Annotated in this window: 14 protein-coding genes; 6 read left to right on the top strand and 8 right to left on the bottom strand. The window is 40.4% G+C overall.

Going from position 1 to position 14,818, the window contains the following annotated elements:
• Positions 1–14: 14 nt before the first annotated feature.
• Complete coding sequence (metK, locus tag QTA56_RS03735; protein WP_267979602.1) at positions 15–1,181, bottom strand: methionine adenosyltransferase; 1,167 nt, start codon at positions 1,179–1,181, stop codon at positions 15–17.
• 370 nt (positions 1,182–1,551) lie between these two features.
• On the opposite strand from metK, the gene tkt reads away from it, so the two are divergent.
• Positions 1,552–3,543, top strand: a complete 1,992-nt coding sequence (gene tkt / locus QTA56_RS03730) for a transketolase (RefSeq protein ID WP_267979601.1) — start codon at positions 1,552–1,554, stop codon at positions 3,541–3,543.
• A 69-nt stretch (positions 3,544–3,612) separates the two neighbouring features.
• Positions 3,613–4,146 carry a DUF3916 domain-containing protein gene (locus QTA56_RS03725; protein ID WP_267979600.1) on the top strand — a complete coding sequence of 178 codons (534 nt, stop codon included), beginning with the start codon at positions 3,613–3,615 and terminating at the stop codon, positions 4,144–4,146.
• A 40-nt stretch (positions 4,147–4,186) separates the two neighbouring features.
• Here the strand turns inward: QTA56_RS03725 and QTA56_RS03720 are convergent, their stop codons facing one another.
• Positions 4,187–4,594 carry an OsmC family protein gene (locus QTA56_RS03720; RefSeq protein WP_267979599.1) on the bottom strand — a complete coding sequence of 136 codons (408 nt, stop codon included), beginning with the start codon at positions 4,592–4,594 and terminating at the stop codon, positions 4,187–4,189.
• A gap of 227 nt (positions 4,595–4,821) precedes the next feature.
• Here QTA56_RS03720 and QTA56_RS03715 point away from each other — a divergent pair, with 227 nt between their 5' ends.
• Positions 4,822–5,400, top strand: a complete 579-nt coding sequence (locus QTA56_RS03715; RefSeq protein ID WP_267979598.1) for a YceI family protein — start codon at positions 4,822–4,824, stop codon at positions 5,398–5,400.
• 93 nt (positions 5,401–5,493) lie between these two features.
• On the opposite strand, the gene QTA56_RS03710 is transcribed toward QTA56_RS03715, so the two are convergent.
• Positions 5,494–6,000 carry a GNAT family N-acetyltransferase gene (locus QTA56_RS03710; RefSeq protein WP_267979597.1) on the bottom strand — a complete coding sequence of 169 codons (507 nt, stop codon included), beginning with the start codon at positions 5,998–6,000 and terminating at the stop codon, positions 5,494–5,496.
• A gap of 209 nt (positions 6,001–6,209) precedes the next feature.
• On the opposite strand from QTA56_RS03710, the gene QTA56_RS03705 reads away from it, so the two are divergent.
• Complete coding sequence (locus tag QTA56_RS03705) at positions 6,210–6,671, top strand: nucleoside deaminase (protein WP_267979596.1); 462 nt, start codon at positions 6,210–6,212, stop codon at positions 6,669–6,671.
• 30 nt (positions 6,672–6,701) lie between these two features.
• Here the strand turns inward: QTA56_RS03705 and QTA56_RS03700 are convergent, their stop codons facing one another.
• Complete coding sequence (locus QTA56_RS03700) at positions 6,702–7,232, bottom strand: lecithin retinol acyltransferase family protein (RefSeq protein WP_267979595.1); 531 nt, start codon at positions 7,230–7,232, stop codon at positions 6,702–6,704.
• A 173-nt stretch (positions 7,233–7,405) separates the two neighbouring features.
• On the opposite strand from QTA56_RS03700, the gene QTA56_RS03695 reads away from it, so the two are divergent.
• A complete protein-coding gene (locus tag QTA56_RS03695; protein ID WP_267979594.1) occupies positions 7,406–8,140 on the top strand; it encodes a phosphodiester glycosidase family protein in 735 nt (244 codons plus the stop codon).
• Between the two features lie 32 nt (positions 8,141–8,172).
• Here the strand turns inward: QTA56_RS03695 and QTA56_RS03690 are convergent, their stop codons facing one another.
• The 4 genes from QTA56_RS03690 to putA form a co-directional block, all read right to left on the bottom strand.
• Positions 8,173–8,400, bottom strand: a complete 228-nt coding sequence (locus QTA56_RS03690; RefSeq protein ID WP_267979593.1) for a hypothetical protein — start codon at positions 8,398–8,400, stop codon at positions 8,173–8,175.
• A 249-nt stretch (positions 8,401–8,649) separates the two neighbouring features.
• The gene (trmA, locus tag QTA56_RS03685) at positions 8,650–9,735 is read right to left on the bottom strand and encodes a tRNA (uridine(54)-C5)-methyltransferase TrmA (protein ID WP_267979592.1); all 1,086 of its coding nucleotides are present in this window, start codon (positions 9,733–9,735) and stop codon (positions 8,650–8,652) included.
• A 93-nt stretch (positions 9,736–9,828) separates the two neighbouring features.
• A complete protein-coding gene (locus tag QTA56_RS03680) occupies positions 9,829–10,299 on the bottom strand; it encodes a GrpB family protein (protein ID WP_267979591.1) in 471 nt (156 codons plus the stop codon).
• A gap of 123 nt (positions 10,300–10,422) precedes the next feature.
• Positions 10,423–14,187 carry a trifunctional transcriptional regulator/proline dehydrogenase/L-glutamate gamma-semialdehyde dehydrogenase gene (gene putA / locus QTA56_RS03675; protein ID WP_267979590.1) on the bottom strand — a complete coding sequence of 1,255 codons (3,765 nt, stop codon included), beginning with the start codon at positions 14,185–14,187 and terminating at the stop codon, positions 10,423–10,425.
• 117 nt (positions 14,188–14,304) lie between these two features.
• Between putA and QTA56_RS03670 the strand changes: the two genes are divergently transcribed.
• Positions 14,305–14,796, top strand: a complete 492-nt coding sequence (locus tag QTA56_RS03670) for an Lrp/AsnC ligand binding domain-containing protein (protein ID WP_267979589.1) — start codon at positions 14,305–14,307, stop codon at positions 14,794–14,796.
• Positions 14,797–14,818: the final 22 nt, after the last annotated feature.

Here is a 14,818-nt window from a genome sequence, read left to right as displayed (position 1 = left end):
AATGAGGTAAGGCGTTACAGCCCAGCCGCATCTTTTAACACATCAACCTTATCGGTTTTTTCCCATGTAAATGCAGTGTCTGAACCCTCACGACCAAAGTGACCATAAGCAGCAGTTTGCTTATACATTGGCTGAATCAGGTTCAACATACGGGTAATACCATATGGACGTAGGTCGAAGTGTTCACGAACAAGCTGGATAATCAACTCATCTGACACTTTGCCTGTATTAAATGTATTGATTGAAATGGAGGTTGGCTCTGCAACACCGATGGCATAACTGACCTGAATTTCACATTTATCTGCTAAGCCAGCAGCCACAATGTTTTTAGCAACATAACGACCTGCATACGCGGCAGAACGGTCAACTTTCGATGGGTCTTTACCAGAGAAAGCACCACCACCGTGACGAGCCATACCGCCATAGGTATCTACAATAATCTTACGACCTGTTAAACCACAATCACCTACAGGCCCACCAATCACAAACATACCTGTTGGGTTGATGTGAAACTTTGTACCTGCATGGAACATTTCGGCAGGAATGATCGGCTTAACAATTTCTTCAATGACTGCTTCTTTTAAATTAGCTTGGCTAATTTCAGGATCATGCTGAGTTGAAAGCACAACCGCATCCAAACGAACAGGCATGCCATTTTCATAGGCAAAGGTTACCTGACTTTTCGCATCTGGACGTAACCACGGTAAAACCCCTGAACGGCGTAACTCAGCCTGACGCTCCATTAAGCGGTGGGCATAAGAAATAGGTGCAGGCATTAGAAATTCAGTTTCATGGCTTGCATAACCGAACATTAAGCCCTGATCACCCGCGCCTTGATCTTCAGGTTTTTGGCGGTCAACACCCTGCGCAATCTCAGGAGACTGTTTGCCGATCATATTAATCACGGCACAGGTGGAACCATCAAAACCTAAATCAGAATGATGATAGCCAATTCCATTGACGGTTTGACGTACAATCGCCTCAAAGTCGACATTTGCTGTGGTTGTGATTTCACCAGCAAGAACAACCGCACCTGTTTTTACTAATGTTTCACAAGCGACACGCGCATACGGGTCTTCTCTTAGGATTGCATCTAAAATGGCATCACTAATTTGGTCAGCCATTTTGTCTGGATGACCTTCGCTTACAGATTCTGAAGTAAAAACAGCGTACTCGCGCATGAACGTCCTATCATGGTTATTTTCAAAAAGACAGAGTATGTTACATCGACTTGGCGTATAGGACTAGCGCAAGCTGACTAAAAAGCATGAATTTATTTCATTTTCATTGTGTTTTTATTGATATAAGCATCAGTAAAACTGATATTTGCCATTGATCTTTGGCAGAGATGCTTAAAGATTGAGATATTTTTACACTTTTTATTTCCTGGATTCTCAAATGAAGCGTTACCTAAGTTTATAGATAAGTAAAAAAACAGAAATATCGTGTATTAAGCTTTACCCCATGCCATTTTTTTAAGACAATAGGCTAAATTTTTGATAGATGACTTTTCATCTTCATTTACCTCATTGATTTGATTGGATCTGACTTATGACAACCCCTTTAAATGAACGTCGTATTGCAAATGCAATTCGTGTCTTGGCTATGGATGCTGTGCAACAGGCAAACTCAGGGCATCCTGGTGCGCCAATGGGGATGGCAGATATCGCTGACGTGGTTTGGCGTGAGTTTCTAAATCATAATCCAGGCAATCCACAATGGGCGAACCGCGACCGTTTTGTATTATCGAATGGCCATGGCTCTATGTTGCAGTATGCGTTGTTGCATTTAACTGGTTATGATCTATCTATTGAAGATTTAAAGCAGTTCCGTCAATTACATTCTAGAACACCAGGCCACCCTGAATATGGTTATGCGCCTGGTATCGAAACCACAACTGGTCCATTAGGTCAGGGGATTGCCAATGCGGTTGGTTTCGCTTTGGCTGAAAAAACGTTGGCTGCCCAGTTCAACAAAGATAGTTTAAATGTTGTTGATCATTTCACTTACTGCTTCCTGGGTGATGGTTGCCTGATGGAGGGTATTTCCCATGAAGTGTGCTCACTTGCAGGTACTCTGGGTCTAGGTAAGCTGATTGTTTACTATGATGACAATGGTATCTCAATTGATGGTGAAGTTGAAGGCTGGTTCAGCGATGATACTGAACAACGTTTCCAAGCCTACGGCTGGCAAGTGCTTCGTGTAGATGGCCATGATGCTGCTGCAATTCGTCAGGCAACTGTTGAAGCAAAAGCTGAAACTAACAAGCCGACAATTATTATCTGTAAAACGATTATTGGTCTGGGTTCACCAAACAAACAAGGTAAAGAAGATTGCCACGGTGCGCCACTCGGTAAAGACGAAATCGTATTAACCCGTCAGGCGCTTGGCTGGACAACCGAAGAAGCGTTTGCAATTCCTGAAGATGTGTATGCGGCTTGGGATGCAAAAGCAAAAGGTCAAACTTCTGAAGCTGCCTGGAATGAATTGTTTGCTCAATATCAGGCAAAATATCCAACTGAAGCGGCTGAATTATTACGTCGCATCAATGGTGACTTACCTGCTGAATTTGCTGCACAAGCAGACGCATTTATTGCTGAAACAAATGCAAAAGCGGAAACGATTGCAACACGTAAAGCAAGCCAAAATACCTTACAGGCATTCGGTCCTTTACTTCCTGAATTATTAGGTGGTTCTGCTGACTTGGCGGGTTCAAACCTGACACTTTGGAAAGGGTGTGAAGGCGTACAGGAAAATCCAGCAGGTAATTATATTTACTATGGTGTTCGTGAATTTGGTATGACCGCAATTGCGAACGGTATTGCTTTACACGGCGGTTTTGTTCCTTATGTTGCAACATTCCTGATGTTTATGGAATACGCACGTAATGCGGTACGTATGTCTGCATTGATGAAGCAACGTGTGATTCATGTGTATACACACGATTCTATCGGTTTGGGTGAGGATGGTCCAACGCATCAACCAATCGAGCAAATTGCATCTTTACGTGGTACACCAAACCTGAATACATGGCGTCCATGTGATACGGTTGAAGCTGCAATTTCTTGGAAGTCTGCGCTTGAGCGTAAAGATGGTCCATCTGCACTCATTTTCTCTCGTCAAAACTTGCCATTCCAGGCACGTACTGAAGCACAAATTCAAAACGTTGCAAAAGGTGGTTATATCCTTGCTGAAGAAAAAGGTGAGTTGAAAGCAATTATCATTGCAACAGGTTCCGAAGTTTCATTAGCAATGGAAGCATATGCACAACTTGATGGGGTGCGTGTCGTGTCTATGCCATGTGCAGAAGAGTTCATGAAGCAAGATGCTGCTTATCGTGAAGTGGTATTACCAGCACATATTCGTGCGCGTGTTGCAGTTGAAGCGGCTCATGTAGACTACTGGTGGAAATTTGTTGGTTTAGATGGCAAAGTGATCGGTATGACCACTTATGGCGAGTCTGCGCCTGCAAAAGACTTATTCCAGTTCTTTGGTATCACCACTGAAGCAGTTGTTGCTGCGGTTAACGAACTGACTGCTTAATGATTTAAGTGCTACAAGAAGCGTTCCAATAGGAGCGCTTTTTTTGTATTGATCAAATGGAATATAAAAATGAGACGGTTAGCATTATCAGATAAAAAAGAACGGGGAATCCCGCGTAAATTAAGAAATCTTAGACACTGGAGTGAGCGATTTAAAAACAACTTTCCTGATTTAACTGAATATCATGATCGGTACTATAACTGGAAAATACCTGTTCCAATGAATCTGGTTGAGGGTAAACATGCACAGCAAGAAATTAAGGCAGAATGTGCGCAATACCTGATCAATGTTTGCCAATATTTAATTGAAGCAAAACCTCAAGGGTTAAAATTCTGTAAAGTGGTCTGTATGATTGAACAGCCACATATGTTTTCTAGTGAGATTTGCTTATATTTAGATGAAGATTATTTTAATGCACATACATTATCAGCAGATAGATATGATTCTCAATATGTGTTGGCAGATGATTTAAGTCTAGCTAAAAGTTGGAACCTGCAAATTCCTGAGAATATGTATGAACGAGGGGTAAAAATCTGTTATATCGATCCAGAAGATGAAGCGGATAATTATATTGCTGATCAGTGGTTCTTTATTGAGAATTAATTGAGTCTCTCAATACATGGGAGACTCATTGAAATCAGCCTTACATATCTAAGGTAGTCTGAATCGAAATATTAGACGTTAATAATTTATGAACAGGACAACTTTCCGCAACTTTTAATAAGCGTTTATGCTGTTCTTCAGTAAATTCACCTTTTAGCGTAATTTTACGCTCAATATTGTTTTGGCCTGATTCTGGTTCACCATTTGGGTTTAAGGCCAAATCAACCTGCACATGATCAAGTTTAATTCCTTTGTGGTTTGCATACATTTCCAGTGTAATGGTTGTGCACGCACCTAAAGCTGAAAGTAGCAGTTGGATTGGGTTAGGGGCTGAGTCTTGACCCCCTTTGTCTGTTGGTTCATCTCCATACCAGGTATGGCCAGAAGAATCTGTAAGCGTTACACGATAAGGGGTTGGGGTATTTTGGGCCTGAACAGTATGTGTCATATTCTACCTTGTTGTTTATCTTTAAAAATCTGAATAAAAGTATGTCAATTGATGATGTCGTTTTAGCGACAATATGTATAGTACCGAATAGTCTTATGATATTCGTTTTACGTAACAACTGTAACGCTTTTATTGTTGCACTGGTGAAACATATCGTTTTATAAAGAATGGTGAATAAAATTATGTGATCTATAAACTAAACAACATATCAAACAAGGATACGAAAAATGCAGTTTAAAACATTAAGCCTCGGTTTAGCAGTTGCCATCGCAAGTTCAGTCGCTTTGGCTGCACCAGTTGACTATAAAATTGATCCAACCCATACCGCCACCGTGTTTAGCTGGAACCATTTTGGTTTTTCTACACCAAGTGCAAATTTCACCGATATTCAGGGTGTAATTAAAGTTGATAATGCAAAACCAGCAAATTCTTCTGTTGAAGTGACTATTCCTTTAAGTAGTGTAAATACGAATGTTGCTGCCTTGGATAAAGAATTCCAGGAAGAAGCATGGTTTAATGCTGCGAAATATCCAAACATTACTTTTAAAAGTACCAAAGTCGAAACTAAGGACAAAAAGCACTTTAAAATTACAGGTGATTTGACCGTAAAAGGTGTGACCAAACCTGTAGTCTTGGATGCTGTGCTTAATAAACAAGGCGAGCACCCAATGGCGAAAGTGCCAGCGATTGGTTTTAATGCGACAACATCATTTAACCGTTCTGCATTTGGCATCGGAAACTATGTGCCTAATGTAGGTGACAAGATCACTGTCAATATTACCACTGAAGCAACTGCTGCAAAGTAATATCAAACCAATCTTAGATTGATAAAAAAGCTCATGGAATTAATCCCTGAGCTTTTTTAATCTTACGTGTAAATTTGGTGTATTGATTCAATATTATGCTGTTGCGTTAAAAGCTTCGGCATAAACAACGCTACCTGTTGGGATGGTTTCGGAGAAAGCAAGCACCTGAAAATATTCAGCAGGTACATTTTCTAAAACCAGTCTTGAATCTGCTTTAAAGCCAAACCTGCCATAATATTCAGGTTCACCAAGCAATACACATCCTGCTGCTCCCAAATTCTTCAATGCAGCTAAACCATCATTGATTAACTTCGAGCCAACACCTTGTCCTTGATACTTAGGTAGAACTGAAACTGGCCCGAGACCATACCAACCTGTTGATCCATCTGAAATGGAAACAGGAGAAAATGCAATGTGTCCAATCACTTCATCGTTATATTCAGCAACCAGTGAAAGGGTTAATTGACCTGAATTACGCAGCGCATTCACTATAAATTGTTCAGTATGGCTGGAATATTGCTGATCTTTAAAAGCAACCTCAGTTAAATTAAAAATAGCCTGAATATCGGATCTTTGTTCATTTCGAATATGAAAGTTCATGTTTTGTTTGGTCCTAATAAAATTTCCCAATGTATGTATGGAATGAATATAAACGATAAATCATTGTTTCATGGTATCCATCCATCATGGCTTTGTGGAGTAGGATAGCTTAGGTTTTTGTATTTAATCTGATAGGATGAATAATTGTGTGAATTTGATTTTATAATCAGGATTAAACGATCCATTATTCTTTAGCTTAGGGCATGCACATGGTTGATCAGGATTTCATACAACAGGCAGTTGATTTGGCTTTGGAAAATGCACGGTCAGGTGGACGGCCTTTTGCCGCATTGGTTGTAAGAGATGGCAATGTGATTGCAACTGGCGTAAATCAGATTAAATTAACCAATGATCCTACGGCCCATGCAGAATTATCGGCATTGCGTGAAGCAGGAAAAGCTCTGGCAAGTCCTAATCTGGAAAATTGTGTGGTATATGCCAGTGGGCAGCCTTGTCCAATGTGTTTGGCTGCCATGCGTATGTCTGGGATTCACCGTATTGTTTATGCATTTTCCAATATTGAAGCTGAACCATTTGGTTTATCCACTACAAAAATTGCCCAGATATTAAGAATGCCACCTGAAAGCCAAGAGGGCCTTTCTTTTGTACAAGTCAAGCCGAAACAGGATCATGTTTTATATAGCCTATGGCAAAATTTACAGACCGAATAAATCAACAACCTGAATTTACGCCTACATATTTTAATCCTTAGCTTGTTTGTCCTTTGGTAATAAATATGCGGGAACAGACTTTTTCGTCTGTCTGTGCAGCATCATCTTGATATATAGGACGATTGCAAAACACGCCGTTGCAATCGTCAGCATAATACTGTTCATATAGCTCATGACTGAGCTGACATAACCAATGGTCGTGAGACGGCGTTGCATACGCTCAACCTGCGTGCTGGACTCAATACCCGTAACTGCCCATGTGCATAAATGTTCACAGTTGTTGATAATCAAATGATACTGGTTTTCATGCATACGTGAACGCATACGCTTCACTACAGCTTTGGCCTTGTAGCGAGGGGATGGATAATTCTTGATATGGATTGTTTTTCCATGTGAAAAACGTTGCAGTGAGGTTATTTCAATCGGCCGTTTCTTAAAAATATGGGCAAAGCCTGAATAGTGAATCACTCGCCCACGGCCTACATAAATACCATGATGGCTATAACCAAAATGTTTAACAATTAGATGGGCACCAAGTGGATAGTGTTGTTTCTGTTGCATGTGGATACAAAGTTGATTGTATTTACATTTGTATTTTAATAAAAAAATAAGAACCAATCGAGCAGATTTATAAGATCAATCATGTGAATATGTGGAGAGTTTGTATCTACTATTTTGTGCTTTGCCTGACTGTGTGAGAATAAGCCATATTCAAAAGAAAGTTTAATAGCCTAATGAAAAAATATCTTTTAATTGTATTGGGATTGGCAATTGTTCCAGCAACTTACGCAATGCGGCAACAAACATTTAACGTACAACATGTTCAATATGAGGTCATCAAAATTGAGGATCTGAAACAGCTTAAATTGTTTCTAAAAAGTCTTAACACAGATCGTTATTACCAGAAGTTTTCTAATATTCAACGGGAGTTGCCAAAATGTGTACAGTTAAATTTTGCCATGAATGCAGGGATGTATCATGCTGACTTTCAACCTGTTGGGTTATATGTCGAAAATGGAAAGGAAATAAATCAGTTAAATGAAGAAACAGGTTTTGGTAACTTCTTTATGCAACCGAATGGGGTGGTTGCCTGGAATGATAAACAAGCGGTGATTAAAACAACCACGGACTATAAACATGATGGGTTTAAGCCTCAGTTTGCCACTCAGTCAGGACCTATGCTGGTAAATAATGGCAAAATGAATCGCCAGTTCTTGCCTGGCTCAAATTCCTTAAAAATCAGGAATGGTGTGGGTATTAAGGATAATCAATTGTATTTTGTCATTTCGCAACAACGGGTCAGTTTCTATCAGTTTGCACAATTTTTTAAGCAACAGTTAAACATAGATGATGCTTTATATCTGGATGGTTCAATTTCAAGTCTGTACTCAGCACAAAATCATCGCCATGATAAAGCCTTTAATTTAGGGCCAATTGTTGGGGAAGTGAGTCGGAAAGATTGTCCCTAATCCCATTCAAGAGATTAGGGAGAATTTTATTTTTATTGGATTGGCGGCTTGATGAGTGCAAGTAATTCCTTGCGACTGTAGCCTCGGGAAATCAATACTTTTTTGATGCCTTTAATCACATCTTCATCTGTTGCTTTAACCAAAGCATCCAGCAGTTGTTCATTGGTTTTGCAAGAACAATCATTTTCAACGCAAGAAGTCTGGTTCTTGTGTTCGTTATATTGATGATCCGCATTGAACAATTTTTGCCAAAAACTCATAGGGCCTTCATAACTAACCTAACATAGCTCGAAATATAATCAATTTAAAATAAAATACAAGTCAACTAAAGTGATAAAAGCAGCAGTCAAACGTCAATTTTTTCGATGAATTTTCCCTGAATTAACGAAATTATGACAGCCTAATGACTTGACCTTTGAAAAACATACCTTTTTTATAAATATTCCTTGAGTAAAAATAAAGGGTTACTGGAACCCTTTATAAATTATTGTTACGTTGCAATAATTTGTTTAAATCTTCTCAAGTAAAATGCCTGACTCAACATGATGGGTAAAAGGAAACTGATCGAATAGGGCAAACTTCACAATTCGATGGGTTTGAGCCAGTGTTTTTAGATTGTCATGTAGGGTATCTGGATTACACGAAATATAAATAATACGCTCGAATCCTTGTAATAGTCTAAGCGTTTCATCATCAATTCCTGCACGAGGAGGATCGACAAAAACCGTGTCAAAGTCATAGCTTTGAATGTCGATTTCAGCTTCTTGTAAACGTCTAAATTCACGTTCACCTTGATAGGCTTGGGTGAACTCTTCCGCAGATAAACGTGCAACCTGAATATTTTCGATCTGGTTTTGCTCAATATTCCATTGCGCTGCATACACCGATGATTTTGCCAGTTCGGTTGCCAGTACACGCTTAAATTTTAAAGACAGTGGCAAGGTGAAGTTACCATTGCCGCAATACAGTTCTAATAGGTCTTTTTGCGCACCATTCGCAGCGTCACATGCCCATTCCAGCATATGTTGGCAAACCTGTGCATTGGGTTGAGTAAAGCTGCTTTCAATTTGTTTATATTTAAATGTGCGACCATGAACATTAAGTTGCTCAACCACATAGTCATCGCCAATAATGACTTTTTGCCCACGACTACGACCCATAATTTTAATATTCAGTTTTTCAGCTAGCACTTTAGCCGCTGTTTCCCATTCTTCATCCAGTTTACGATGGTAAATCAGCGTAACCAGCATTTCACCACTTAAGGTTGAAAGAAAGTCTGCTTCAAAAACACGTTGTGAGAGAATTGGGACTGCTTTTAATTCTTCTAATAGGCGGGGCATTAAATCATTAATGCTTTGATCCGCGATGGGAAATGTATCCACACGAATCACTTCTTTTTGCTTACCGTCTTCAGCACGTTCAAACATGGCATAGAACAAATCATCTTCGGTATGCCAGATACGAAATTCTGCACGCATACGGAAATGTTGTTCAGGCGATTGAAACACTTCTAAAGCTGGTGGATTGAACGGGGCAAACTGTGTGGTAATACGTTCAACTTTCTCTTGAAGTTGCTGTTTGTAAGATGCGGTCATAAAAAAGAAAACTACAGGTGAAATCTAAACGGGAATGGTATCAAAAAAGCGCAATCATTTGCAGGAAATTATGAAATTCGCTGATTTGCATCATTACTCCTGATCAAGGATTTGCTGAATAAAATTAGATTTAATTTCCCGATATTGCTCTTGAGATGAGCCAACACATCTTTGTTTGAGCTGATTATATTGAGTGACTAAATCAGGGAATCGTCTTAAGCGATCTCGGAAAGTCAAAAAGTTGCAAAATTCTGAACCTGTCACCACGATTTGCAATGCCACATCATGCTGTTGTGATTCCAGCATACAAAGTTCATGAGTACGTAGTGTATCAAGTTTTTCTTTGAAATTAAGCGTTTTCAGTTGTTCAATAGAATTTAAAAAATATTGAGATGGCACTTCAATATAAATATCTAAATCACCTTTTGAAATTGCATTGGGAATGGCGGATGAACCAATATGCTCAATAGTGGCATAAGGAATAAGCTGCTGGATTTTATTTTTATAATCTTCAAAAAGCTGAGCGCAGTTGGGTTGATATTCAGGAGCTGAGAAAAACTGCATATAAGTGATCTCATTTTATTATTGCTATTTAAAGGTAACGTTAAAATAATAAAAAACCCGAACCATGTAAACATGATTCGGGCTAGGATGAGGAACGTTCGAAGTTCCGCAAGAGACTGAAAATTAGTCTTCAGATAAAGTCATTAAACTCGCATTACCACCTGCTGCTGCAGTGTTTACGCTAATTGCTCGTTCAATGACTAGGCGTTCTAAAGGAATTTGTTCATTTGCTTGTAACTGGGTAATCCCGACAATCGCACCTGAACGATTCGCAACTTTAGTTTGCAAGTCTTGCAACTGTTCAACAGAACCATGATGAAGTACTGCATCAAAAGCATCTTTTTCAACACTTGAAATCACAGTGATTGCATCTAACACGTCTTTTGGTAAAGACGCTTTGTGTTTTACTAAGAATGCATTGTCTTTCAACACAGCCGCAGTACTGCTGACGGAGAAAATCGCAAGTAATTGTTGAAGCTGGCTTGCTTCATCATTCGCAATCGAAAGCACACGATGACGAGGCAAGATAATGTATTGGTTGCTTTCACCAGTAGGGCCTTGCAACTCGTAGAACTTACCTACACCAAATGCTGGAATCGTTGGAATTGCTTGAGGCATATTTTGGTTTGCCCAAGCCAATAAGCTTTGATAAGCAACATTTGAGACTGCATCAAAGTTAGAGATTTCAGCTTTCACCGCAAATGGGGTTGCCAATACTTTCTCTGAACAATGCTCCATCAAACGGTACATATAAAGAGGACCACCCGCTTTAGGACCCGTACCCGATAAGCCTTCACCACCAAATGGTTGCACGCCGACTACTGCACCCACGATATTGCGGTTGATATATAAGTTACCTACCTCAGCACGTTGGATCACTGTATTAATGGTTTCATCAATACGTGTGTGTAGACCCATGGTTAAGCCATAGCCTTTAGCATTGATACGGTCGATCAGTTGCTCAAGCTCACCATATTTATAAGTGATGATATGCAATACAGGACCAAAGACTTCACGTTCTAGATCATCAAGATTTGGTAATTCAATCGCTGTTGGCGGAACAAATGTACCTTGTGCAAGCGCTTGTTGGCTTACCGCATCGTTAAACATTAATTGATGAACAGGGTAGCCCTTAGATTTCATCTTTTGAATATGCGTATCGATGGTTTGTTTTGCTTCAGTATCAATTACAGGTCCAATGTCAGTTTTTAAGATTGCAGGGTTGCCTACGATCAACTGTTGCATTGCACCTTTCAACATTTTGATGACTATTGCAGCACTGTCTTCTTGCACACATAAGATACGAAGTGCAGAACAACGTTGACCCGCACTGTCAAATGCAGAACTGACGACATCGAGAACGACTTGTTCAGTAAGCGCAGATGAATCTACGATCATTGCATTTTGACCACCCGTTTCCGCGATTAACGGAATTGGTTGGCCGTTTGGAGACAAGCGTTTTGCGACAGTCTTTTGCAAAATTTTTGCAACTTCAGTCGAACCAGTGAACATGATGCCTTGAACACGATCATCTTGGCTCAATTGAGCACCAACTGTTTCACCGCGACCTGGAAGAAGTTGAACAACGCCGTGTGGCACGCCAGCTTCCCAAAGCATTTGAACCGCTTGTGCCGCAATCAATGGTGTTTGTTCAGCAGGTTTAGCAATAACACAGTTACCACTCACCAATGCAGCTGCAATCTGACCAGAGAAAATTGCAAGAGGGAAGTTCCATGGGCTAATACACAATACGGTACCCAATGGTTTGACTTGTGCATTTGCAGGCAAGTTTTCGATTTGTGTTGCGTAGTAACGTAAGAAATCGACTGCTTCACGTACTTCGGCAATTGCATTGGCATAGGTTTTACCACTTTCACGGCAAAGTAATACCATTAATTCTTGAATGCGAGCTTCCATCAAATCTGCAGCGCGTTTTAAGCAAGCTGCACGTTCTGCTTTATCAGTAACAGCCCAGCTTTGTTGTGCTTGTACCGCTGCTTCTAGCGCCAGTTGTACATCTGCGCTGGTTGCTTCATTGACATGACCAACAACTTCACTGTTTTGTGCTGGGTTTGTAATTGCAATCGCATTGCTTTGATCGTTAACTGTTGATTCAAAACCAAGTAACGGGGCGCTTTTCCATACGTGAGTACGAAGTTTTTGTGCAGTTGCATCTAAGTCTGCTAATGGTTGATCGTTATTCAGATCAAAGCCATTCGAGTTTGGACGTAATGGATAAAGATCATGCGGCAGTGGAATTGCAGGGTGTTTTAAGCCAAGCTGACCTTCGTCTTTTGCAGAAGTTTGAATGTCTTTGATTGGAGACTGAATCAGGTCTTCAACTTTTAAAGTCTTATCAGCAATACGGTTTACGAATGAGGTATTTGCACCATTTTCAAGTAAACGACGGACTAAGTAAGCCAATAAAGTTTCATGGTTACCCACTGGCGCATAGACACGACATGGTACGCCTAATTTACCATCTTCTTTAGACCCAACCACTTGTTCGTACAATGGCTCACCCATACCGTGCAAGCATTGGAATTCGTATTGACCAGGATAGTATTTGCTTGGATCAGCCAAGTTGTAAATCGTTGCAAGTGATTGCGCATTGTGTGTCGCAAATTGCGGATACACTTGATCAGGTGCAGCAAGTAATTTCTTCGCACAAGCAACGTATGACAAATCCGTGTGAACTTTACGGGTAAACACAGGGTAATCCGTCATACCATCAATTTGTGCTTTTTTGATTTCGCTATCCCAATACGCACCTTTCACCAAACGGATCATCATGCGTTTGTTACTGCGTTTTGCAAGGTCAACGATATAATCAACAACGTAGAAGCAACGCTTTTGATAAGCCTGAATAACGAAACCAATGCCTTTCCAGTTGGCAAGTTTTGGTTCGAAACATAAGCGTTCAAGTAATTCGAGTGAAATTTCTAAACGTTCAGATTCTTCAGCGTCGATGTTTAAACCGATGTCATATTGTTTTGCCAAGCACGCAAGTTCGAAGACTTTGCTATAAAGTTCGTGATGAACACGTGCGATTTGTGCACGTTGGTAGCGTGGGTGTAACGCAGAGAGCTTGATTGAGATACCAGGGCCATCATAAACGCCACGGCCATTTGATGCTTTACCAATGGCATGGATCGCTTGAGTGTAGTCGTTATAGTAACGCTCAGCATCATGTTCAGTTAGCGCGGCTTCACCCAACATGTCGTATGAGTAGCGGAAACCTTTGTGTTCGAACGGTTTAGCATGTTCAAGTGCTTCTTCGATGGTCTCACCCGTAACGAATTGTTCACCCATCATACGCATTGCAACATCAACCGCTTTACGGATGATGCCGCGACCACTACGCGCCAAAAGACCTGTCAAAACACTGGATAAGCTGGTTTGCTTAGGTGTTTCCATCAGCTTACCAGTCAGCATCAAACCCCATGCAGCAGCATTGACGAACATCAGGCTACTTTGACCAACATGCTCTTTCCAGTTGCCCTGGTTGATTTTGTCACGGATCAATAAATCACGGGTTGCTGTATCTGGAATACGAAGCAGGGCTTCTGCCAAACACATCAGAGCGACACCTTCCTGAGAAGAAAGGGAAAACTCTTGCAGTAGACCTTGAACGATACCAGCTTTACCTGCCGAGCTTTTACGCTCACGTAAGTTGTGCGCCAGGCTAAAAGCCAATTCATAAATTTTTTGATCAAGATCGGGAGAAATATTTGCTGCTTCAGCAAGCTCTGCGACTGCTTCAGGTTCTGCACGTCGCCAAGCGGTGTTAATGCGTTGCTCAAACTCACTTTTTTCTTTAAATTCGGTGATATAACCACCGTTGTTGTGAGTTGTGTCCATGTCTGCGGGGATATCCAAAGTATTCATGCTAAATTCCGATAACAATCTATCTCTATTGAGTAGAGAGGTTTAGATAATTTATGATTACAGAATAAAACCCGAGTAACTCACTATAATTTACCCATTTTTTAGAGGAAAATTCAGTTGAATGGCCCCATTTATAGCTTAGACCGTACCGATCTAAAAATTCTGGATATTCTTCAAACAGATGGGAGAATTTCCAATAGTAAATTGGCGGAATTAGTGAACCTTTCTCCCACTGCGGTGATGGCGCGTGTCCAGAAGCTTACCAAAGATGAATTTATCCTGGGATATGAGGCAAAACTCAATCCAGGCAAGCTCAATGCAAATTTTCTGGTGTTCGTTGAAGTGCTGTTGGATAAAACCACACCAAACGTTCTGGATGATTTTATTGATGCGGTGACGCAATATCCTGAAATTGTGGAATGTCATATGGTGAGTGGTGGCTTTGATTTCCTGATCAAGCTACGTTGTAGCAATATGGAGGAATTTCGCCGTATTTCAGGACAAATTTTGTGGCAACTGCCTGGAGTGAAAGAAACTCGCAGTTACCCAGTGATGCAGGTGGTCAAAGACAGTTCGAAAATAAAAATTAAGTCAAAAACAAAATTTTAGACCAAAGAAAAGGGGCTGATAA

It is taken from the genome of Acinetobacter thutiue (assembly GCF_030385805.1).
Lineage (GTDB): Bacteria > Pseudomonadota > Gammaproteobacteria > Pseudomonadales > Moraxellaceae > Acinetobacter > Acinetobacter corruptisaponis.
This window is presented reverse-complemented; position numbering and strand designations above follow the sequence as displayed.

Excerpts from the sequence above, each read along its gene's own strand:
- metK (WP_267979602.1), bottom strand. The coding sequence starts at position 1,181 with ATGCGCGAGTACGCTGTTTTTACTTCAGAATCTGTAAGCGAAGGTCAT.
- QTA56_RS03680 (WP_267979591.1), bottom strand. The coding sequence starts at position 10,299 with ATGCAGTTTTTCTCAGCTCCTGAATATCAACCCAACTGCGCTCAGCTT.
- putA (WP_267979590.1), bottom strand. The coding sequence starts at position 14,187 with ATGAATACTTTGGATATCCCCGCAGACATGGACACAACTCACAACAAC.
- QTA56_RS03705 (WP_267979596.1), top strand. The coding sequence starts at position 6,210 with ATGGTTGATCAGGATTTCATACAACAGGCAGTTGATTTGGCTTTGGAA.
- QTA56_RS03720 (WP_267979599.1), bottom strand. The coding sequence starts at position 4,594 with ATGACACATACTGTTCAGGCCCAAAATACCCCAACCCCTTATCGTGTA.
- trmA (WP_267979592.1), bottom strand. The coding sequence starts at position 9,735 with ATGACCGCATCTTACAAACAGCAACTTCAAGAGAAAGTTGAACGTATT.
- QTA56_RS03725 (WP_267979600.1), top strand. The coding sequence starts at position 3,613 with ATGAGACGGTTAGCATTATCAGATAAAAAAGAACGGGGAATCCCGCGT.
- QTA56_RS03690 (WP_267979593.1), bottom strand. The coding sequence starts at position 8,400 with ATGAGTTTTTGGCAAAAATTGTTCAATGCGGATCATCAATATAACGAA.
- QTA56_RS03710 (WP_267979597.1), bottom strand. The coding sequence starts at position 6,000 with ATGAACTTTCATATTCGAAATGAACAAAGATCCGATATTCAGGCTATT.
- QTA56_RS03700 (WP_267979595.1), bottom strand. The coding sequence starts at position 7,232 with ATGCAACAGAAACAACACTATCCACTTGGTGCCCATCTAATTGTTAAA.
- tkt (WP_267979601.1), top strand. The coding sequence starts at position 1,552 with ATGACAACCCCTTTAAATGAACGTCGTATTGCAAATGCAATTCGTGTC.
- QTA56_RS03695 (WP_267979594.1), top strand. The coding sequence starts at position 7,406 with ATGAAAAAATATCTTTTAATTGTATTGGGATTGGCAATTGTTCCAGCA.
- QTA56_RS03715 (WP_267979598.1), top strand. The coding sequence starts at position 4,822 with ATGCAGTTTAAAACATTAAGCCTCGGTTTAGCAGTTGCCATCGCAAGT.